Genomic DNA, 21,650 nt, shown 5'->3' on the forward strand with positions numbered 1-21,650 from the left:
AAATAGAAAAGGGAAGCTTAAAACTTCCCTTTTCTATTTTTATTTCTTGTGCTGACGGATGTATGCTAATCCAATAAATCTGTTTCATATACGATGCCCTATCGATACTGTAAATTCCAGACGCTGATACCGTGAAGGCGCCGTTAGCGGTAGCCTACTTTAGAATTTTCTTCAACAATTTAATATACGCATTTGCGATTCTGTCCATACCTTGATCATTTGGATGGGCATAGTCTACAGTTGAATTCAGATTCAGATTAAGCTCTTGGCTCGACAATAGGAAAAGCTGACGAATTCCTTTTGATTGTAATTTTTCAAACGTCGCTTTCAGTACCCGGCTGCTTTGCTGATATTCTGCATTTTTATCTTCATTAAAGACTTCGGCTATATTCCCCGAACTATGCTGCGTCAAAATAATAGGCGTTGTAGGATGTTCTTTTCTTAAAAATGTCACTGCATGGACCAACAAAGAATCCAATTGTGTTTCTGTTAACGATTTCGAAATAGCCAGATTGGGAATACAATCGAGAATATAGCAGGCGGCATCTTCTTGGTTCATCATATTTAAAATAGGTTGTTCGAGTCGACCATTTCCAGAGAAACATAAATTGATCACCTCGTGATTAAATGCCCTTCCTACCTGACTGGTCCAAGCCAAACCAGGACGGCTTGTACAGGCCCCCTGTCCAATCGAGGTTCCATAGACAACAATAGGCTTTGCCGCTGTGGTATGAGTATACGTTAATTTAGCCGTATTTGACACACCAATCTTTAACCACTTAACTGTATTGTAGAGCGGAAGATATAAGCGGTAATTAAATTTTTCATTGCGCCCAATATTCTTCCACGTATAAGAAATGGTATCCGAAAAATCATAACTACCATAAGCCCATTTCCATTCCTTCTTTGCTGTATCATAAGCATAAAGATCCAGCCCACTAACACCTGTCGTGGGCATATGGGGCATATTTAAGCCTCCCGCAACTTGGTATTGAACTGTAATCTCAGGTGAAGAAGTTTGAAAGTCAATATAGAATCCGGCGCTATTCTTCCCCAGCTCCCATACAGGTTTACGTACCTGACTTTCCAATTCATCCGGAAGTCTGTTGAAGGCTGAAAGCTTCTGATTCTCCAACCGACCTTCTACATGTTTATCTTCTAGTGGAGAAAACCAACTATAATTCTCCTGCGCTTTGATGGCAGAAAAAGACAACAGAAAAAACGCTGTCAACGCAACTTTTGATAACATACAATAATTTGGCTTTAAGTTTGATATAATTGATTATAAAAAAGGAGCCTATTGGCTCCTTTCTATTGTGATTTATTTATTATACTATAAAATAGCTTGTCTAACTCGTACAAGTTTTTCCATCAAGCCTTCAAGTAAATCCAAATGTAACATATTGGCGCCATCAGATTTCGCATTTGCCGGATCAGGATGTGTTTCTATAAACAGACCGTCAGCTCCCACGGCGATTGCAGCTTTTGCTATTGTTTCAATTAAAGCTGGTTTTCCTCCTGTTACGCCAGAAGTCTGATTCGGTTGTTGCAAGGAATGTGTACAGTCCATCACTGTGGGTACGTTAAAAGCACGCATTTCGGGAATCCCTCGATAATCTACAATGAGATCCTGATAGCCGAATGTATTGCCACGATCAGTTAAAAAAACCTTTTCATTTCCAGATTCCACGATCTTATCTACTGCAAATTTCATAGATCCAGCGCTCAAAAACTGGCCTTTTTTTACATTGACCACCTTATTCGTTTTTGCCGCCGCAACCAATAAATCAGTCTGTCTGCACAAAAATGCTGGAATTTGAAGAACGTCAACGTATGCAGCTGCCATTTCTGCCTCGTGGCTCTCATGGATATCTGTCACCGTGGGTACACCAAAAGTTTTTCCAACTTTTTCCAAAATCTTCAGCGCCTTTTCATCACCTATTCCCATAAATGAATCTAGACGGGATCTATTGGCCTTACGGTAGGATCCCTTGAAAATGTAAGGAATATTAAGTTTATCTGTAATTGTAACAATCTTTTCAGCAATACGCAAAGCGATTTCTTCTCCCTCAATTGCACAGGGCCCCGCCATTAAAAAGAAATTCTGCGATGTCCCATTCTTTATTTCGGGAATGTATTTATTAATCATATAATTATAAAAAAATTAATTGCCAAGCTCCGATAAAAATTTGATTCGCATCAATTGGAGATCTTCATAACTGTAATCATCCCCTCCAAGTTCTTTAAGCGCATCATTAATTGAATCAGTCTCCGCTGTCTTAAAATAGTCGTATACCTCATCCTGGCGATCCTCATCAATAATCTCGTCAATAAAATAATTGATATTGATTTTTGTACCCGCATTTACAATCGTCTCTATTTCCTTCAATATTTCCTCATAAGTTATCCCCTTAGCTGAGGCAATATCATCCAATGCGATTTTACGATCGATATTTTGGATAATAGATACCTTTAATGCCGATTTATTAGCTGTACTTTTAATGACAAGATCCACAGGTCTATCGATTTCATTTTCCTCAACGTAGTCTTTGATCAAAGCAATAAATGGTGCTCCAAATTTAATCGCTTTACCATTCCCTACTCCCTGAATCTGTTTCAACTCATCGATGGCGATTGGATAATGTGTACACATTTCTTCCAGCGAAGGATCTTGAAAGATAACAAACGGTGGCAGTGCCTTCCCTTTTGCAATTTTCTTGCGTAGATCTTTAAGCATACCCAGTAAGACGGTATCTAAGGCCCCTGTACCGTGCCCTGCATCTTCCGAATTTGTGTTATCTCCCCCTTCAATTGGACGATTCAAAACAAATTTTAGTTGATAAGGATTATCCAAATAATGACGGCCAATATCTGTCAGTTTTAAAAGGCCATAATGATCAATATCTTTTTGGATAAAGTTATCAAGCACAGCCTGTCTAAGCAAAGATTTCCAATAGATAACACCTTTCTCTTTACCCGTTCCGAAAAGACGGTGTTCATCATGTTTATAGGAAGATACTGGTTGATTATTTTGACCCATCATGACGTTGATCACGTGATGATCATCAAATTTCTCGCCCTGCTCCTGAATGAAGCCCAGTACATTTTTCAAGGAATCTTCTGCCTCAAAATATTCTTTCTCCGAGCGGCAGTTATCGCACATGTTACTGCAGCCCTGCTCGTCAAAATTTTCCCCAAAATAGTGGAGGATCTGTTTGCGACGACATACTGCAGACTCGGAATAATCAATAACTTCTTTTAAAATCTGTGTCCCGATTTCGCGTTCGGCCACAGGTTTATCTTTCATAAACTTGGTCAGCTTTTCAACATCTTTTTCCGAGTAAAAAGCCAAACAATAACCATCTCCGCCATCACGGCCAGCACGTCCTGTTTCCTGATAGTAACCTTCCATGGATTTAGGAATATCATGGTGAATGACATAACGAACATCCGGTTTGTCTATTCCCATACCAAAAGCGATGGTAGCAACAATAACTTCGACGTCTTCCATCAGAAATTTATCCTGCGTATCAGCTCTCGTTTTCGCATCTAGACCTGCATGATAAGGTAGAGCTTTGATACCATTTAGGTTCAGAACCTCACTGATTTCTTCTACTTTCTTACGGCTTAAGCAATAAACTATACCAGTCTTTCCCGGTTTGGTTTTGATAAAGCGAACAATCTCTTTAACAACATCTTTTTTAGGTCTTACCTCGTAATATAAATTGCTCCGATTAAATGATGACTTAAATAAAACAGCATCAGTCATCTGCAAATTTTTACGAATATCAGACTGAACTTTGGGAGTCGCAGTCGCAGTAAGAGCTATAATAGGAATATTGGCACCTATTTCGTTAATTACCTGGCGTATTTTACGATATTCTGGTCTGAAATCGTGTCCCCATTCCGAAATACAATGCGCTTCGTCAACCGCTACGAAAGACACGGTAATCTGATGTAAGAATTCCAGATTATCTTGCTTGGCAAGTGATTCTGGAGCTACATACAGCAATTTGGTCTTCCCGGCGAGTACATCATCCTTAACCTTTGTAATTTCGCTCTTATTCAATGATGAATTTAAAAAATGAGCGATACTATCTTCGCCACCGAATGCACGAAGCTGATCTACCTGGTTTTTCATTAAAGCAATCAGCGGAGAAATAACAATTGCAGTTCCCTCACTCATGAGAGCAGGAAGTTGATAGCAAATTGATTTCCCTCCTCCGGTTGGCATAATTACAAAAGTATCTCTTCGTTGAAGAATACTAGTTATAATTGCCTCTTGATCCCCTTTAAAAGTATCAAAACCAAAAAAATCTTGTAAATTGTCGAAAAGTGATTTTTCTATTTCCATTGCGCCTTGGGCAAAAATAAGATAGATAAATGAAGAAATAATCTTGAAAAATAATCTATTTTTGCAATCTATTCTAATACATAAAAGTAAGAGTATTTTTTGTGAAAAACAACTACGAAATAAAAAATATAGCTATTCAAGCTATTCAAGAAGAAGCCAAGGCAGTAGCTGCTTTGGCTCAATATATTGATGATGATTTTGTTACCGTTGTCGATCGTATTCTAAATTTGCAAGGCCGAGTTATTGTAACTGGAATCGGAAAAAGTGCTATTATCGCCCAAAAGATAGTTGCAACGCTAAATTCGACAGGCACACCATCGATCTTTATGCATGCAGCTGATGCTATCCACGGCGATCTTGGTATTATCCAACAAAATGATTTAATTATTGCGATCTCTAAAAGTGGTAATACACCTGAGATTAAAGTGCTTGTTCCCTTTTTAAAACAGACAAAGAATGTATTGGTTGCTTTGGTTGGAAATACCGAATCCTACCTCGCTAAAAATGCAGACTATATCTTAAATACTACCGTTGAGAAAGAAGCTTGTCCTAACAACCTTGCACCGACTTCAAGTACAACTGCTCAGTTAGCAATGGGTGATGCGCTTGCTGTCGTTTTACAAGAGTGCCGCGATTTCACGGACAAAGATTTTGCAAAATACCATCCAGGAGGAGCATTAGGCAAAAAACTGTACTTAAGAGTCGGCGATCTATCCGATCAGAACGGCAAACCCAGTGTCCAACCGCAAGCCACTGTAAGTGATATCATCATCACCATAACACAGTTTAGACTAGGAGCTGTAGCCGTGTTGGATGCTGACCACATACTCGGCATCATCACAGACGGTGATATCCGTCGTATGCTGGAGAAACACACCGATTTAGCGACAATTACTGCCGCCGATATCATGGGGAAATCACCAAAAATCATTGACAAAAATGAATTGGCAGCCAATGCTCTCCATATTATGCGAGAAAATAACATCACACAATTATTGGTTTCCGACAAAGGGAATTATGCTGGTGTTATCCACATACAGGACTTACTGAAAGAAGGTATAATATAACTGTAATAAAGTTGTTAGATGTACAATAAATTGGCAATAAATATTAAATTTGGCATATCAGTTGTACTATTTTAATCGTAAAGTAATATTTTAGAAGCATGAAAAAGTATATAACAATCTTAGCAGTGATCATTTCCTTTATTGGTTTTTCTTCGATGCAGACAGGACAAGGGGAATTTAAATTCGAAAAAGAAACCCATGATTTTGGCAAAATTCCGGCCGGTACGCCCGTTTCGTATAATTTCAAGTTTTCAAACACAGGCAGTGAGCCAATTATCATTTCAAATGTTGTGCCTACCTGCGGATGTTCTGTAGCAGAATTTACGAAAACGCCAATTAAGCCAGGCGAAAGCGGAACGATCAAAGTGACTTACAATGCGGCGGCAAAAGCTCCATTCACAAAGAGTTTCACGGTACAGTCGAACACCAAGACTCCTGTAAAAACGCTATATATTAAGGGTATTGTAGAATAACAATTCTTGTAAATAAAACGAAAAAAGCCACGTAATCATGTGGCTTTTTTCGTTTTATTTTGGTTAGCTTTGCACTACTAATTTTAAAAAAACTATAATGCCAGTAATATCAGAAAAAGGGCTAAATATGCCTGCGTCGCCTATTAGAAAGTTGACGCCATATGCTGATCAAGCAAAAAAAGAAGGTAAAAAGATATACCACCTCAATATCGGACAACCTGATATCCAAACACCTGAAGTGATGCTTAATGCTTTGAAAAATATACAGTTCAAAGTGTGGGCTTACACAGCTTCTGAAGGTACAGCCTCTTATCGGAACAAGTTAGCAGAATATTATAATAAGCTAAATTATAATATTGAGCCAACTGATATATTAGTAACTAATGGCGGCTCGGAAGCGATTATGATCGCTATGCAAGCCTGTTTAAATGAAGGAGAAGAGATTATCATTCCGGAGCCATTTTATGCAAATTACAATGGTTTTGCCTGTTCCTCTGATGTTGTAATCAAACCAATCATGTCCTATATTGAAAGCGGATTTGCATTACCTTCTATCGCTGAATTTGAAAAAGTAATTACCCCGAAAACCAAAGCGATCTGCATCTGTAATCCAAATAACCCGACAGGGTACCTTTATTCCAGAGAAGAACTCGAAGCTCTTCGTGAACTTTGTCTAAAATATGATCTTTACCTTTTCTCAGATGAGGCCTATCGTGAATTTTGTTACGATGGTAGAGAGTTTATCTCACCAATGCATTTAGAAGGTCTCGAAAATAATGTGGTTATTTTTGATACAGTATCAAAACGTTACTCTGCTTGTGGTGCGCGTATTGGATGTATCATTACCAAAAATAAAGAGCTATATCAGACTGCACTGAAATTTGCACAAGCTCGCTTAAGCCCTTCGTTGGAAGGTCAAATTGCGGGTGAGGCTGCTGTTGATACACCAGACAGTTACTTTGAAGCAGTATCCAAAGAATACACAGCAAGAAGAGATACCCTCGTGAAAGGACTTAACGCCATTGAAGGAGTTTACTCTCCTAACCCAGGTGGTGCATTTTACGTCGTTGCCAAACTACCGATTGACAATGCTGATAAATTCTGTCAATGGATGTTGGAAGATTTCTCTTACAATAATGAAACGGTAATGATGGCTCCCGCTACCGGTTTTTACAGTACGGAGGGTGCCGGTATAAATGAAGTACGCCTTGCCTATGTGCTTAATCAAGATGATCTGAATAAAGCATTGGTTTGCCTAGAGAAAGCTCTTCAAGTGTATCCGGGACGTACAAATTAATAACAAAATAACAGCACTTATGAAAGGCGGGACATGTATGTTCCGTCTTTTTCTTTTTTCATAGCCCCTCCTCATAAACCCTTCTTCTATTTGCTATTTTAAAAAAAACAAAACAAACTTTTGAAGCATCTTGTTCTTATTATAGTAACCAAAGCGATTTCATATGGATAAATTGAAGAAATTCCAATTAATGGAAAAAATAGCAAGAGAATTAGAAGATGTCAGAAATAGCCAACAAGCTGTTTTGGAAAAAATAGGCAAAATCGAAGTTGATAACATTGAACTCGGCGATAAGAATATTGAAAAAACAATTCCCGATATCTATCAGCGCACAGCAGATAATTCAGATGCTATCAAAGCTCTTCTGGAATCTTTTCAAGAGCAGACAGCAGAATTTGGGGAGAAAAACAATGTTGGAAAACTATTGGAACAACAACAGATCAATAGCGTAAAATAGCTAAAAAAATAGGCCGATTAAATAATCGGCCTATTTTTTGTTTTATGACTGGGCTTTTGCAGCCTTAGCTTTTAAATATTCTTCTTCAACAAAATGAAGCTGTTGTTCTGGTGTCAGATTTGAATTGTCCAAAACAATCGCATCTTCGGCTTGTCGTAATGGACTTTCCGCACGCGTACTGTCGATACGGTCACGTGTAGAAAGATTCTCCACAACTTCTTCTAAAGTCACATCCTCTCCTTTTTCCGTTAACTCTAGGTAACGCCTCGCAGCACGTACTTTAGGATCTGCGGTCATAAAAATCTTCAGATCAGCATCTGGAAAAACGGTAGTACCAATATCACGGCCATCCATAATAATATTTCGCCTGCTACCCAATTTTTGCTGCTGGGCAACCATAGCAACCCGAACAGCTTTGATCGCACTCACATCGCTGACTTTATCAGAAATATACATCTGACGGATCTCTTCAGAGATATCCTCATCGTTTAGATGGATCTCCGTCTTTATTGCGTTTGGGATAAAATCAATATGGATATCGTTCAGTGCATTTTCTATCGCTTCTTGATCATCCAGCGCTATTTCATGCCGGATAAAATAGAGTGTGACAGCCCTATACATGGCTCCACTGTCAATAAAGGCGAACTTCAGTTTTTTTGCCAAAGCCTTTGCCAGGGTACTCTTACCGCAGGAGGAAAAACCATCTATGGCGATAATAAAATTGTGACGTCCACTCATTATTCGTTTCCTCCTATGATTACACCTGGACGATTGACCAAAGGAACCTTAGTGAGGTTACCATCCACAATGCTTTCGGGTAAAAAGATATATTTTTTATCGTAAATAATATTATCAATATAAAAACTCAACCAATATTCATTTGTCAGCCCGAATACCTGTTCATCGATCGCTTCAACACGATCGAAAGATTTCGCTTCTATATTTCCAATAAAATGACGCAAAGTCGTTGTTGTTACTTGTCGGCCATCCTTTTCGCCATAACCTTTTGAGCTGATCAGCACATTCTGAATGGCAATATTCTTGTCGTTGATAACATAGACAGTCCAATTTTTTGTCTCCACCGTCTCACCTTCCAAAACAACGGCGATCATAATGTCTTTGACAATATTTTCAGGAAAATCTGCTTTCATCCTTATTTAGACTTTGTAGTTTTTTTAGCTGGAGCCTTCTTTGCTGGAGCCTTTTTTGCTACAGTTTTCTTTTCTGTTGTTTTTGCTTTAGTCGCTTTTCCTTTTGGAGCATCTGCCTCAGCCCATTTCAGCACATCCGCATACGTGATTTTTTCAATCTCGGTTCCTTTAGGTATTTTCAGATTTTGCTTGCCAAAACGAATAAATGGTCCCCAGCGTCCCTGCTCAATTTGAGCATCCGGATTTTCCTCAAAAACCCGAATAACTTTCTCGATATCTTTCTGACGTTTGTCTTTGATAATCTGTATCGCCTCTTCTTCTGTTACGTCCAAAGGATCAACGCCTTTAGGCAACGAGTAAAACGCTGAATTGTGACGTATATAAGGTCCAAATCGTCCCACCGCGACAGTCATTTCCTTGTCTTCAAATAAACCGACTTTTTTCGGTAATTTGAATAATTCCATGGCATCCTCAAAAGTAATGGTTTCGATCATCTGTCCCTTCCGCAAGGAAGCAAAACGAGGTTTTTCTTCATCGTCAGGAGAACCAATCTGTACCAGTGGGCCGAACTTACCAATGCGAACCGAAACGGGTTTACCGGACACTGGATCGATACCGAGCTCACGCTCATTATTCGCACGATCTGCATTTACTAAAGTATCTTCTACCTCAGAATGAAAAGGTCCATAGAAATCATGCAACATTTTTGTCCATTCGGTCAGTCCATGCGCAATATCGTCAAATTCTTTTTCTACGTTGGCCGTAAAATGAAAATCCACAATACCGTTGAAGTGTTCAACCAAAAAATCATTCACCACAACACCGATATCCGTTGGAAACATTTTTCCTTTTTCGGCACCGGTTATTTCAGTTTTTGTTATCGCTGTTAATTCAGCATCCTTTAATGTTAGTACACGGTAATCACGCGATTTACCTTCACGTTCTTCCTTTATAACATAACCGCGGTTTTGAATCGTTGAAATCGTAGGTGCGTAGGTTGAAGGACGGCCGATTCCCAATTCCTCCAATTTTTTCACCAAAGCAGCTTCCGTATAACGTGCTGGAGGTCGTGTAAAACGCTCTGTTGCCGACATGTTTTTCAAAGTCAATGGCATACCAACGGCTAATGGTGGAAGAATAGCATTGTCACTATCTTCGTCCGTCGCGCTGTCTTGCTCGTCGTCCAAGGATTCCATGTAAACTTTCAAGAATCCATCAAATTTCATAACCTCTCCTGAAGCATTCAAATCTTCAGTACGGGTTGAGACGTCGATCTTTGCCAATGTACGTTCAAACTCCGCCTCACTCATTTGGGAAGCAATTGCTCTTTTCCAAATAAGCTCATATAATCTTTTTTCGGATGCATCACCATCAATGGTGTGCTCTGAGAAATAGGTAGGACGAATAGCTTCGTGTGCCTCTTGTGCACCCGATGTTTTTGTTTTATATTTTCTGAGCTTATGGTACTGGTTACCATAAGCCGATTTGATTTCCTTTTCAGCAGCCTCAATCGCCGTATCACTCAAATTAACAGAATCGGTACGCATATAGGTAATTCGTCCTGATTCATACAGCCTTTGAGCCACCTGCATGGTGCGGGCAACCGAAAATCCAAGTTTTCTACTTGCTTCCTGCTGTAATGTTGATGTTGTAAATGGCGCCGATGGTGAACGCTTTGCAGGTTTTGTTTCTAGATTTTTTACAGAAAACAGCGCTGCTTTACAATCTTCCAAAAATTTGGTCGCCTCTGCTTCTGTTGCAAAACGCTGCGGAAGCTCGGCTTTAAAACTATCTTTAACTTTTCCCGTATGAAAAAAAGCAACGATCTTAAAAGCCGCTTCGGGTTCAAATTTATTGATTTCACGCTCACGATCTACAATCAGACGAACCGCAACAGACTGCACCCGCCCAGCAGATAAAGAAGGCTTCACCTTTTTCCATAGAACCGGAGATAATTCAAAACCGACTAATCGATCTAGAACCCTTCGCGCTTGTTGTGCATTTACTAGGTTATAATCTATTTTACGCGGATTGTCAATAGCCTTCAGGATAGCTGGCTTCGTAATCTCATGAAACACAATCCTTTTTGTATTTTCATCTTTTAATCCCAAAGTCTCAAATAAGTGCCATGAAATAGCCTCTCCTTCGCGGTCCTCATCGGACGCTAACCAAACGGTTTCTGCAGCTTTAGCCAATTTCCTCAGTTCACTTACAACCGCCTTTTTGTCGGAGGGAACTTCATACTTTTGTTCAAAATTCTTTTCGGTATCAATTGCATCATCGGTTTTCACCAAGTCGCGAATATGTCCATAACTTGACTTGACCAAAAAATCCTTTCCTAAATACCCTTCTATCGTTTTCGCTTTCGCTGGAGACTCAACTATCAATAAATTTTTCGCCATCTAATTTGAGATTTGTGCAAATAAAGGGAATTCTGAAAGGAATGACAATAATTTCTTGCAAAAAAGACAAAAAAAATAGATTTCATGTCGACAATTAAGAAATTTATCCAAGGACAAAGGACCGCGTAACGGAGTTGAGGTCGGCACAGAAACGCTGTCAGATCAAGGAGATTCACCGATCCAACTACCTTTTTTCCATCTATTTCAGACAAAAATAAATTCATTTAACTTTATTCGGTTTCGAATCAACCTTCATAAAGTTGCTAAATCAAATATTCGAAACAGTTAAAATACGTAGAAGTAAAATATATATGTATATTCGCTTATTCAAAAGGGCAATATATAGCAACTCCCCTATTTTGTTTAAATATTTCAATAATGAAAAGAAGTCTTCTCAGAATTGCCTTTTGGGGCACGTTATTACCATTTGTATCTTGTTCAGTTATGAAAGATTCAGCAAAAACAAATTCAGGCAATTTCCCTAAACTTAGTCTGGAAGCACATCGCGGCGGCCGCGGCCTATATCCTGAAGAGTCTATCGCTGCTATGAAAAATGCAATAGATCTTGCAAAGGTGACCACACTGGAAATGGATTGCCACATTACCAAAGACCGTAAGGTTGTTGTCTTTCACGACGATTATCTTAACCCAAAATTTGTCTTGAAACCCAATGGCTCCGAAATTTCTGACAAGGACAAATCGCTGAGAATTTATGATATGCTTTATAAAGATCTGATTAAATACGATATCGGATCGAAATTTTATAAAGAGTTTCCAGAACAGAAAAAACAGGTTACACGTATAGCAAAGCTATCAGACCTTATTGATAGTACTGAAGCCTACGCAAGTCTAAAAAGGAAAGCACCGATGTTTTACAATATCGAAGTGAAGAGTAAGGAAGATAAAGATGGTATTTTCCATCCAAAGGTAGAAGAGTTTGTGGACCTTATGGTGCAGGTGATCACCGATAAGAAAATTGCTTCACGAACCGTCATCCAATCATTTGACAGCAGGGCTATTAAATATCTGCACAAAGCATATCCTCAAATCAAAGTTTCTTATCTTATTGATGCAAATTATACCAAGAGTGTTGAGCAAACAATTGCAGCTTTGGGCTTTACACCTTTTATTATAAGTCCGCACTATAAAATAGCTACACGCGATTTTATTTCACAGTGCCATAAAGCGGATATCAAGGTTATTCCATGGACAGTCAATACAAAAGACGAGATAGAACAGCTGAAGGCTGTAAAGGTTGACGGAATTATTAGCGATTACCCCAATTTGTTTTAACAAACACCTTGCTTGTTTCGTTAAGAATAAAAAAAATGAATTCCAGTGCATCTTAATGTCAGGAGAAACCAAGCCAAAGCAAAGCAGTTCGTTAATCGCCCTAAACTACTTTGTTTTGGTTTTGTTTTTTAATGCTTTGTCAATATATTCACGTCCCTTTTGAACCAAAAATTCAGAGCGGTGGTAATCCCAAAGGTTACATATATTATAGGGAATATCCACCACCACATCGGGATGGTATAAATCAACAATCATACGGCTCATTTTCCTGCGCATCACATAGTATGAGGCTTGTAGAATATCCAAGGAATTCGAAGTCTTCGGATCCAGTTTTTTGATAACAGAATATTGTTTATCCGGTTTAGATTCCAAATTAACAGCAATGATTAAATTCTCTTTCTTGGTTACATGATTTATGGGCAATGGATTCAGCACACCACCGTCAACGTACACATGGTTCTCCTCTTCCACCGCTGTAAATACAGCTGGAATAGCAATCGAAGCACGAATGGCATCATACATACTCCCAAAATCCAGCACAACCTCCTTTTCGTAGTTTAGGTCTGTCGCAATGGCTTTAAACAAAATTGGAAAAGTCTCTATATTAGCATCAGGGATCACAGATTTCAAGGCGTTAAACACCTTGATTCCCTTCATCATTCCTAGCCCCTTCCAGCTAAAATCCATCATATTAAAGACCGATTTCTTCGTCAGGCGCTGCATCCAATCTTCGAGAACATCCATCTTCCCTTGCGCATAAATACCACCAACAAGTGCTCCTATTGAACAACCTACCACCTCATCGATTTCGAAGCCCAGCTCTTCAAGCCGTCGAATAATACCAATATGCACAAGACCTCTTGCACCACCTCCACCCAGGACAAGGGTAACTTTACGATTCAAAAAAGCTTTCTCCAACATAAGTATACAAGTACATGAAACACTTGTTTACATCCAAGCAACAATGTAAACAGATAATCATCGTTATTATATGTATTTTTGATTACAATATACGCAGTAAAAAAAGAAATATGAAAATAGAAATTTGGTCGGACATCATTTGTCCATTTTGTTATATTGGCTTGACAAAGCTTGAATTGGCGCTTCAGCAAACCGCAAGTAAGCCAGCCGCTGAAATCATCTGGAAATCGTATCAGCTTAACCCCGACTATCCCGAAGATGCTCCGGCAATGCCAACCTACGACTACCTCGTTCAAACGAAGGGCATGAGCATGGACGATGTGGTTGCGATGACTTCACAACTCAGTGCGCAGGGAAAAGAGCTGGGTATTGACCTGAATTTTGAAAAAGCAATCGTTGTAAATACAAAAAAAGCTCATCGTCTGATCCATTTTGCCCAGGCACAGCTAAAAGGCACTCAGCTCAAAAAAGCCTTATTTAAGGCTCATTTCACCAATGGTCTCGATGTAAATAACAACGAGGTTCTCATCGCTATCGCAACAGAAGAGCATCTTTCCGCTCAGGAGGTAAAAAACTTATTGGAATCAGATGAATTTGCTTATGATGTTGCGCAGGATATCCAAGAAGGTGTCAGCTTAGGACTCCGAGGTGTTCCTTTCTTTGTATTTGACAGAAAATACGCTATCCCCGGAGCACAGCCCATGGAAGTCTTTCACAATACAATAAATGAATGCCTGGCCAGTCAGCCTGCACCTCTTGAACGCAGAGGCGAAGAAGGCCCTTCATGTGATCCTGAAACAGGAAAATGTGAATAAAGAAAGAAAAAATTATTGTTTAATTTTACTATTTTCGCAAGCTTATAACGACAAACAAATTTGGTATAAATGCAGTTAACCAAACTAGAAATTAAAGGATTTAAGAGTTTCGGAGACAAGATCACGATCAACTTCAATGATGGTGTCACAGCGATTGTCGGTCCCAATGGATGCGGGAAGTCCAATGTGGTCGACGCCATACGCTGGGTACTGGGAGAACAAAGCACAAAGATGCTTCGCTCCGATAAAATGGAAAATATTATCTTCAATGGAACGAAAAATAGAAAGCCGGCAAACCTTGCAGAAGTTTCGCTGACCTTCAACAACAACAATAATATTCTGCCAACGGAATTCTCGACAGTGACCGTCACCCGTAAGCTGTTTCGCAACGGCGATAGTGAATATCGATTGAATGATGTCAAATGTCGTTTAAAAGATATTACGGATCTGTTCCTGGATACCGGGGTTGGTGCCGACAGTTATTCGATTATCGAATTGAAAATGATTGATGAAATTATCAACAACAAAGATAATTCACGTCGCAACCTCTTCGAAGAAGCATCGGGAATCTCTAAGTATAAAGTTCGTAAAAAACAAACTTTAGCAAAGCTGAGAGATACTGAGGCCGATCTTAGCCGTGTGGATGATTTGCTTTATGAAATCACAAAGAATCTCAAATCATTAGAAAATCAAGCTAAAAAAGCTGAAAAATATACCTCACTTAAAGCAGAATACCGCCAAAGCAGTATAGATTTGGCTTATTATAGAATTGCTGATTTTTCGACCGAATTAGAAAGACTTCAGACACAAGAATCCAAGGTTCAAAAAGATGCCGTCAATGCACAGCAAAATATCCTGAACGCGGAAACTGAACTCCAAACACTCCGCCAGACAAATTTGGAACAGGAAAAAAACCTTTCGGTACAGCAAAAAACAACACAGGAATTTGTCAATAAAATCCGAGGTTATGAATCGGAAAAGAAGATCAAAAACGAAAAAGTTAAAAATCTTCAAGATAAGGAAAACCGGCTGAACCTCGATATCAACAGCGATAAACAACAGCTTAATCACGTACTCTACACCATCAAACGACTGAATGAAGAATTGTTTGATGAGCAAAATAAACTCGATTCGTTAAAAACGAATCTTGAATCGGATAAATCCGAAGTCGACGAACTGAGAGGACAGCAACAGTCTGCAAAGGGAAAACTTGATATTTTTAATAAGAGTAATGCTGAATTACAGGCCAAAATTTACAAATTAGAAAAAGATCTTGCAGTATTCACAATTCAGAAAGAAGCTCTTCTGCAAGAATCTGTTCGCAATAGTGTAGATACAGAAGCAAAAGAAGCCGAATTGCGGCAGTTCAATTCCTCTGTTATGGAATTGGAGGGCCGTGTGGAAGCACAGCAGCTACAGTACGATTCAGCAAACCAGCAGGAAGAAGAGCTCCAAGGACAGATTAATCAGTGCCAGGCAAACCTAGAGGAATTTAAGGCCCAGCTGGCCAAAGATCTCCGTCTTGTAGATGCCAAACAAAACGAATACAACCTCACAAAATCCCTTGTTGATAATTTAGAAGGTTTCCCTGATTCCATTCGATTCCTCAAGAAAAATGCAGGATGGAAAAAGCAGCCTCCGCTCCTATCAGATGTCCTTTTCTGTCAGGAAGATTACCGTGTGGCTATTGAGAACTACCTAGAGCCTATTATGAACCATTATGTTGTCGAAACACAACAAGATGCTGTTCAGGCGATTCAGCTATTGAGCGATGCCGCAAAAGGGAGAGCTAATTTCTTTGTTTTAGATGCCATAGCGGATTCCCCAAGCGTTGCCCCTGCACCAAATGACAATTTGATGTCTGCATTGGATGTGATTACCGTAGACGAAAAGTACAGGGCTTTATGTACGATGCTGCTCCAGCAGGTCTTCATCCTTAAACATGAAAATGAAAAGGAGCTGGATGAAAAGCTCCCTGCTCTGGGACAGGTGATTCTACAAAAAAATGGACGTTATTCGAAACATCATTTGGGCCTTTCTGGTGGTTCTGTGGGATTATTTGAGGGAAAACGTATCGGAAGAGCGAAAAACCTCGAAGTGCTATCCCAAGAGATCAAAACCTTAAATCAGGAAATAGCAAAACTTGAAGATAAAATAACGGCCGAAACAGCTCGCCTGGATGCACTGCGTGGCAATTCACAGAAAGAGTTAATCGATGAGCTGCGCTTTCAGCTCAATAGACTGAATAATGAATTAATTACCGTCAAAACAAAGCAAGAGCAATATCAAGCCTTCATCAATAACTCCCAGGCCCGTAAAAAAGATATTCAGGAGAAAATTGAAGGTATAGAATCGGATTTAAAAATTGCGGAGCCACAGCTTCAGGAGTTGCGCCTGGAAAAAGAACAGAGTATCGCCGAACTATCGACTTTACAAGATCAGTTCCATGAAATATCTGAAGTACTTAACGAAAAATCGACTGCATACAATCAAGAGAATATCACTTACCATCAACAGTTAAACAAAGTTTCCAATATCACAAAAGATCTCGAATTTAGAGAGACGCAGAAAGATGACCACGAAATCCGTGTGGAGCGAAACAGTGCAGAATTAGTTGAAGTGCTAGAAGCTTTAAGAACAACCATTCCATTTGAAGATGAAGAAGATCAGGATCTTATTGCCATGTATGAGCAGAAGATTGCCCTGGAAGATGGTCTCAAAGAATTGGAAGACGGCTACTATGCAGATAAGCAGAAGATCAATAACCTCGAAGATTCCCTGACACAGCAACGTCGTTCAAAAGAACAGAGTGACTTTCTTGTTTCAGAGATCAAAGACAAAAAAACAGGCCTTCAGATCGACCTCAATTCCTTGAAAGAACGCCTTTCTGTTGAATTCAACATTGAACTGAAAGACCTGATTGACCGTGAAGATGTGCCTGAGATCACAGAAGATCAAGTTACATTGGCTACGAAATGCAGCAAACTCAAGAAACAGCTTGATGAATTTGGAACGATCAATCTGATGGCAAAAGAGGCTTTCGACGAGATGAACGAACGCTATGATTTCATTAACAAAGAGAAAGCTGATTTAATCGAAGCAAAAGGCTCATTGATGGCAACAATAAAAGAAATTGACGATACCGCTCAAGTTCAATTCATGTTTACATTCGATGCCGTAAGGAATAACTTCGTCAAGGTATTCCGTTCGCTATTTAACGAAGAAGACAGCTGCGACCTGGTGCTCACAGATCCGAGCAATCCGCTGGATTCAGACATCGACATTATTGCAAGGCCAAAAGGGAAAAGACCGCTGTCTATCAATCAGCTTTCGGGTGGTGAAAAGACCTTGACTTCAACAGCCTTGTTGTTCTCACTCTATCTTTCTAAACCGGCACCTTTTTGTATATTCGATGAGGTGGACGCTCCGTTGGATGATACTAATATTGATAAATTCAATAATATTATCCGGGATTTTTCCAAGAATTCACAATTTATCGTGGTCTCACACAATAAAAAAACGATAGCGAGTACGGACATCATCTATGGAGTAACCATGGTTGAACAAGGTGTATCCCGTGTAGTTGCAGTAGATCTAAGAGAAGTTGCCTAGTGTGCAGCAAAAATATATAATAAACAAGACGGACTCAGGGGATGTACACCCGGTCCGTCTTATTTATACAGATCAATTTAATTCCTCTTGCCTTTAATGAGATTCTTTGCTGCAACATGCTGTGAATTGCCCTAAGCTTATTTCCTGTTGCAGATCAATATAAGGATGGACAGCAGACAGCCGATTCCCTCAAATAAATAGACCGACTGATAACCAAACGAGCCCGCGATCATTTCCGCCAGTGGTCCTTCCAGTCGCAGAGACCATAAACGCCAGTGAAGACTCCCTCCAATTCATTCCCTTGAAGAACAAGACAATGATGGACGCAATACAGCCAAATGCCATGGAAGAAAACGCCAGGCTCAACCCTTGTCCAAAAATCGCCCATATTACCTTATAAAATGGTCTACGGATATGATCTTAATCAATGGCTACCGCTGGTAGTTTTACCGTGGCAAGCCAGCTCATTATTGACAATAATAGCGCAAAAGCAATTCCAATGGTCAAATAGACTCCAAATACCGATACAATAATGGGAATTATGGCATTGTAAAAACCAATTGTTTGCCCTTTTTTTAATCATGCACGCATATATTTTTTATTTAAATATTTCGAGTGCAAATATGCCGCAGATCAAAAAGCTAAACATTGACTCAAGTCAAAAAAAGAGTCGGCAAGTCAAAAAAGGAACCTGAAAAATAAAAAGCCCAGAGTGGGGAACTCTGAGCTTTCGTTAGCCATATATTAACCTATTTTATGAAAAGTATTTGTAATGAAAACGCTACATTTTTGAATTCATTATAACAATAAAAGGTATTTAACGTTTTTTAACATTTAGAAAGAATTAATGATACACTCTATTTGAGCGTGGCCAAAACCGTAATTTTTCGTGTTCTTGTCAGGGATCCTCCGATCCTGTTCACAAAAAAAGCTCGAAGTGGGGAACTCCGAGCTAACCTAACCAATTATTAACCTAAATTTATGAAAAGTCTAATTTATGCAAACAGCCTCTTTCGCTGTTTTGAATATTAAACGTAAGCCATGAGCTTATTATTACACAGCTCTTGCGGATTTATGTGAAATTTGACATTTTTTAACAATTCAATAAGTAACTTTAGGAAAACGAACATATAAATAAATATCATATGGCAGAATACGATTTAAATGAACTTCAGAAGATCCACGAAAACAAAGATGTTTTAAATTATCTGGAACAACATGGCATTCTGGAAATAAAAAAATTCAATGATGTTTACGATTATGAGAAAGAACTTTACGATCTCCAAGTCAAACTCTTAAAGCTTCAATATGAAATCATTGAAAAAGGAAAACGGGTCCTTATTATTTTTGAAGGTAGGGACGCTGCGGGTAAAGGTGGTACAATAGGCCGTGTAACCCAATATCTAAATCCCAAAAAGGTACGCGTTGTTGCATTGCCCAAACCAACCGAAGAGGAAGCCGGGCAATGGTATTTTCAACGATATATCAAACAGCTCCCTAATGCCGGCGAAATTGTGATTTTTGACCGTAGCTGGTATAACAGAGCTGTTGTTGAACCTGTATTTGGGTTTTGCTCCAAGGAGCAACATGAACTGTTTATGAACCAGGTCCCTGAATTTGAGAAGCAGTTAATCGACGATGGCATCATCCTCATCAAATTATTCCTGAACGTCAGCAAAGAAGAGCAAGCCGAAAGGTTAAAAGAGCGAAAAGAGGATATCCTAAAACAATGGAAAATTGGTGTGTTAGACCAGCAAGCGCAGGAGAAATGGGATGTATATACGGGCTATATTGAGGATTTATTTAAAAAGACAAGCAGCAAAAAATCGCCTTGGCTAGAAATCACGAAAGATAACAAGAAAAAGGCTCGCCTGGCGTCCTTCAAACTGATTATCAATGCTCTTGTTGGAAGTGAACAGGAAAAAATAGATTCTTTCGTCACAAAACACGATTAAAGGTCTGTTGATTAGAAAAGGTACAATTATAAAAAACAGGAGGAAAAGTATTTCCTCCTGTTTTTTATAATGTCAGAACGAATTAGGACACCAGAACTGTAGTTTCTATTTTAGGTCCTGCTGCATGCACCGAGGCTGGCATCTCATTATTGAATTTTTCAAAATTCGAAATAAACAGTTTCGCCAGGCGGTTTGCCTGCATGTCATAAGCCTCGTCATTGTTCCATAAGCCTCGCGCATCTAAAATTTGTGCGGGAACATGCTCGCCACAGCTCGTCGGATACTCCAGTCCAAAAATATTATGCTTGTTGAAGTGAGACTCCAGCAGTGAGCCATCCATTGCTGCTCGGATTAACGATCGCGTATAATTTAGCTTAATACGTCTGCCTATTCCATAAGGACCGGCAATCCAGCCCGTATTCACTAACCAAACTTTGATGTTGCGATTTTGTTCTAGTTTTGAACGCAGCAAAGCCGCATATTTTGAAGGATGAAGCGGCAAAAATGCCTGTCCAAAACAGGTTGAAAATGCTGCTGTAGGCTCCTTTACCCCTACCTCTGTACCCGCAACCTTTGCTGTATAACCACTAACGAAATGATATACCGCCTGATCTATGGTCAACAATGAAATGGGAGGAAGTACACCAAAAGCATCTGCCGTCAGGAAAAAAATATTTTCAGGTTCACGACCAATACCGCTCATTTCGGCATTTTCCATGAAATCTATTGGATAGGATACGCGGGTATTTTCCGTCTTGCTAATATCGTTGTAATCAGGTCGATCAAATTCATCCAAAACAACATTTTCAAGCAGAGACCCAAAACGAATTGCGTGGAAGATCTCAGGCTCTTTGTCTTCCGACAAACCTACACATTTGGCATAGCAGCCTCCTTCGAAATTGAATATTCCCCTTTCGCTCCATCCATGCTCATCATCACCGATCAACTTTCTGTTTCTATCAGCTGATAAGGTCGTCTTCCCTGTACCCGAAAGTCCAAAAAACAAAGCTGTCTCCCCTTCTTTTGAAGTATTCGCCGAACAGTGCATAGAAAGCACATTATGCTGGAATGGCAAAATAAAGTTCAATATTGAGAAAATGCTCTTTTTAATCTCCCCTGTATAACCGGTCCCCGCAATCAGTACTATCTTTTTTGTAAAATCAATCGCGACAAAATTTTCGTTGATAATGCCATATTGATGCGGCTCTTCGATAAGCAGCGTCGGGGCAGCTAAAATCGACCAAGCAGGCTGAGCATCCAAATTTGGTTCCGGCCGCAGAAACAGGTTATTGGCAAATATACTTTGATAAGCTGTCTCCGTAACAACACGCAAATCTATTTGATAAGCTGGATCAGCCCCTGCGGCACAATCTCTTACATAGATGATTTTATCACTTAAGTGATCAGCTACTTTCGAAAATAGTGTTTCAAAATTAGCCGGAGACATCCGTTGATTGATTTCTCCCCACCAAACGCTATCTTTTGTTAAAGAATCTTCGACCAGAAACCGATCTTTTGGCGATCTTCCAGTAAATTTTCCCGTATCAACAGCGAGTGCTCCCGTATCAGAAAGTCGACCTTCGTGATTTGCTAAGGCATGTTCGACCAATTCAGAAACAGGCAATTGATAAAATACATTTTTTGTACTATCAATTTTTAAATATTTCAAATCAGGCGCGTTTCCAATGTTACCCTTTTTCATATTTTTTGTTTGTTTTAAAATGTGCCCAAATTTAAAGGCATTTTTCGCTAAAAACAAAACTTAATTATCTAAAAATCAAGCTTATTGTACAAAAAACACAAAAACAAACCACTCATTAACAATAACTTATACAGATAAAAAAAAATAAACT

Annotated in this window: 16 protein-coding genes; 8 read left to right on the forward strand and 8 right to left on the reverse strand. The window is 39.3% G+C overall.

The window, feature by feature from the left end; translation table 11 throughout:
* Positions 1–154: 154 nt before the first annotated feature.
* The 3 genes from A9970_RS06885 to recQ all read right to left on the reverse strand — a co-directional run bounded on the left by A9970_RS06885 (position 155) and on the right by recQ (position 4,354).
* The gene (locus tag A9970_RS06885; RefSeq protein WP_182981758.1) at positions 155–1,249 is read right to left on the reverse strand and encodes an SGNH/GDSL hydrolase family protein; all 1,095 of its coding nucleotides are present in this window, start codon (positions 1,247–1,249) and stop codon (positions 155–157) included.
* 84 nt (positions 1,250–1,333) lie between these two features.
* A complete protein-coding gene (kdsA, locus tag A9970_RS06890; RefSeq protein WP_120334127.1) occupies positions 1,334–2,149 on the reverse strand; it encodes a 3-deoxy-8-phosphooctulonate synthase in 816 nt (271 codons plus the stop codon).
* A 15-nt stretch (positions 2,150–2,164) separates the two neighbouring features.
* The gene (gene recQ, locus A9970_RS06895; protein WP_153844665.1) at positions 2,165–4,354 is read right to left on the reverse strand and encodes a DNA helicase RecQ; all 2,190 of its coding nucleotides are present in this window, start codon (positions 4,352–4,354) and stop codon (positions 2,165–2,167) included.
* Between the two features lie 101 nt (positions 4,355–4,455).
* Here recQ and A9970_RS06900 point away from each other — a divergent pair, with 101 nt between their 5' ends.
* The 4 genes from A9970_RS06900 to A9970_RS06915 all read left to right on the forward strand — a co-directional run bounded on the left by A9970_RS06900 (position 4,456) and on the right by A9970_RS06915 (position 7,648).
* On the forward strand, positions 4,456–5,421 hold the full coding sequence (locus A9970_RS06900) for an SIS domain-containing protein (RefSeq protein WP_153844666.1): 966 nt from the start codon (positions 4,456–4,458) through the stop codon (positions 5,419–5,421).
* A 98-nt stretch (positions 5,422–5,519) separates the two neighbouring features.
* Complete coding sequence (locus tag A9970_RS06905; protein ID WP_075992841.1) at positions 5,520–5,894, forward strand: DUF1573 domain-containing protein; 375 nt, start codon at positions 5,520–5,522, stop codon at positions 5,892–5,894.
* Positions 5,895–5,991: 97 nt separating this feature from the next.
* The gene (locus A9970_RS06910; RefSeq protein ID WP_182981759.1) at positions 5,992–7,191 is read left to right on the forward strand and encodes a pyridoxal phosphate-dependent aminotransferase; all 1,200 of its coding nucleotides are present in this window, start codon (positions 5,992–5,994) and stop codon (positions 7,189–7,191) included.
* Positions 7,192–7,354: 163 nt separating this feature from the next.
* Positions 7,355–7,648: a hypothetical protein gene (locus A9970_RS06915; RefSeq protein WP_075992843.1), complete on the forward strand. Its 294-nt coding sequence runs from the start codon at positions 7,355–7,357 to the stop codon at positions 7,646–7,648.
* Between the two features lie 42 nt (positions 7,649–7,690).
* Here A9970_RS06915 and cmk read toward each other — a convergent pair whose 3' ends face one another.
* Genes cmk through topA form a run of 3 tightly spaced genes read right to left on the reverse strand, consistent with a single transcriptional unit; the run spans position 7,691 to position 11,201 of the window.
* The gene (gene cmk / locus A9970_RS06920) at positions 7,691–8,386 is read right to left on the reverse strand and encodes a (d)CMP kinase (protein WP_182981760.1); all 696 of its coding nucleotides are present in this window, start codon (positions 8,384–8,386) and stop codon (positions 7,691–7,693) included.
* Positions 8,386–8,799 (reverse strand): hypothetical protein, encoded by a 414-nt coding sequence (locus A9970_RS06925; RefSeq protein ID WP_153844669.1) that lies wholly within the window; start codon positions 8,797–8,799, stop codon positions 8,386–8,388. Before A9970_RS06925 ends, cmk begins: the two co-directional genes overlap by 1 nt.
* Positions 8,800–8,801: 2 nt before the next feature.
* Complete coding sequence (topA, locus tag A9970_RS06930; protein WP_182981761.1) at positions 8,802–11,201, reverse strand: type I DNA topoisomerase; 2,400 nt, start codon at positions 11,199–11,201, stop codon at positions 8,802–8,804.
* Positions 11,202–11,579: 378 nt separating this feature from the next.
* On the opposite strand from topA, the gene A9970_RS06935 reads away from it, so the two are divergent.
* Complete coding sequence (locus tag A9970_RS06935; protein WP_182981762.1) at positions 11,580–12,494, forward strand: glycerophosphodiester phosphodiesterase family protein; 915 nt, start codon at positions 11,580–11,582, stop codon at positions 12,492–12,494.
* Positions 12,495–12,599: 105 nt separating this feature from the next.
* On the opposite strand, the gene A9970_RS06940 is transcribed toward A9970_RS06935, so the two are convergent.
* Positions 12,600–13,415: a patatin-like phospholipase family protein gene (locus tag A9970_RS06940; RefSeq protein WP_153844672.1), complete on the reverse strand. Its 816-nt coding sequence runs from the start codon at positions 13,413–13,415 to the stop codon at positions 12,600–12,602.
* A 110-nt stretch (positions 13,416–13,525) separates the two neighbouring features.
* On the opposite strand from A9970_RS06940, the gene A9970_RS06945 reads away from it, so the two are divergent.
* From A9970_RS06945 to ppk2, 3 genes are all read left to right on the forward strand, one after another.
* Entirely contained in the window at positions 13,526–14,230 is a 705-nt protein-coding gene (locus tag A9970_RS06945) for a DsbA family oxidoreductase (protein ID WP_182981763.1), read from the forward strand.
* Positions 14,231–14,299: 69 nt separating this feature from the next.
* Positions 14,300–17,842 carry a chromosome segregation protein SMC gene (gene smc, locus A9970_RS06950; RefSeq protein ID WP_182981764.1) on the forward strand — a complete coding sequence of 1,181 codons (3,543 nt, stop codon included), beginning with the start codon at positions 14,300–14,302 and terminating at the stop codon, positions 17,840–17,842.
* A 1,145-nt stretch (positions 17,843–18,987) separates the two neighbouring features.
* A complete protein-coding gene (gene ppk2 / locus A9970_RS06955) occupies positions 18,988–19,797 on the forward strand; it encodes a polyphosphate kinase 2 (protein WP_182981765.1) in 810 nt (269 codons plus the stop codon).
* An 82-nt stretch (positions 19,798–19,879) separates the two neighbouring features.
* Here ppk2 and pckA read toward each other — a convergent pair whose 3' ends face one another.
* Positions 19,880–21,499: a phosphoenolpyruvate carboxykinase (ATP) gene (gene pckA / locus A9970_RS06960; protein ID WP_182981766.1), complete on the reverse strand. Its 1,620-nt coding sequence runs from the start codon at positions 21,497–21,499 to the stop codon at positions 19,880–19,882.
* Between the last annotated feature and the right edge of the window lie 151 nt (positions 21,500–21,650).

Origin of the sequence: Sphingobacterium sp. UME9 (assembly GCF_014170215.1) — a bacterium.
Taxonomy (GTDB): Bacteria; Bacteroidota; Bacteroidia; order Sphingobacteriales; family Sphingobacteriaceae; genus Sphingobacterium; species Sphingobacterium paramultivorum.

Coding starts and splice junctions, on each gene's coding strand:
- A9970_RS06885 (WP_182981758.1), bottom strand. CDS start 1,249: ATGTTATCAAAAGTTGCGTTGACAGCGTTTTTTCTGTTGTCTTTTTCT.
- A9970_RS06945 (WP_182981763.1), top strand. CDS start 13,526: ATGAAAATAGAAATTTGGTCGGACATCATTTGTCCATTTTGTTATATT.
- pckA (WP_182981766.1), bottom strand. CDS start 21,499: ATGAAAAAGGGTAACATTGGAAACGCGCCTGATTTGAAATATTTAAAA.
- smc (WP_182981764.1), top strand. CDS start 14,300: ATGCAGTTAACCAAACTAGAAATTAAAGGATTTAAGAGTTTCGGAGAC.
- cmk (WP_182981760.1), bottom strand. CDS start 8,386: ATGAGTGGACGTCACAATTTTATTATCGCCATAGATGGTTTTTCCTCC.
- recQ (WP_153844665.1), bottom strand. CDS start 4,354: ATGGAAATAGAAAAATCACTTTTCGACAATTTACAAGATTTTTTTGGT.
- A9970_RS06905 (WP_075992841.1), top strand. CDS start 5,520: ATGAAAAAGTATATAACAATCTTAGCAGTGATCATTTCCTTTATTGGT.
- A9970_RS06940 (WP_153844672.1), bottom strand. CDS start 13,415: ATGTTGGAGAAAGCTTTTTTGAATCGTAAAGTTACCCTTGTCCTGGGT.
- A9970_RS06935 (WP_182981762.1), top strand. CDS start 11,580: ATGAAAAGAAGTCTTCTCAGAATTGCCTTTTGGGGCACGTTATTACCA.
- A9970_RS06925 (WP_153844669.1), bottom strand. CDS start 8,799: ATGAAAGCAGATTTTCCTGAAAATATTGTCAAAGACATTATGATCGCC.
- A9970_RS06915 (WP_075992843.1), top strand. CDS start 7,355: ATGGATAAATTGAAGAAATTCCAATTAATGGAAAAAATAGCAAGAGAA.
- kdsA (WP_120334127.1), bottom strand. CDS start 2,149: ATGATTAATAAATACATTCCCGAAATAAAGAATGGGACATCGCAGAAT.
- A9970_RS06910 (WP_182981759.1), top strand. CDS start 5,992: ATGCCAGTAATATCAGAAAAAGGGCTAAATATGCCTGCGTCGCCTATT.
- ppk2 (WP_182981765.1), top strand. CDS start 18,988: ATGGCAGAATACGATTTAAATGAACTTCAGAAGATCCACGAAAACAAA.
- topA (WP_182981761.1), bottom strand. CDS start 11,201: ATGGCGAAAAATTTATTGATAGTTGAGTCTCCAGCGAAAGCGAAAACG.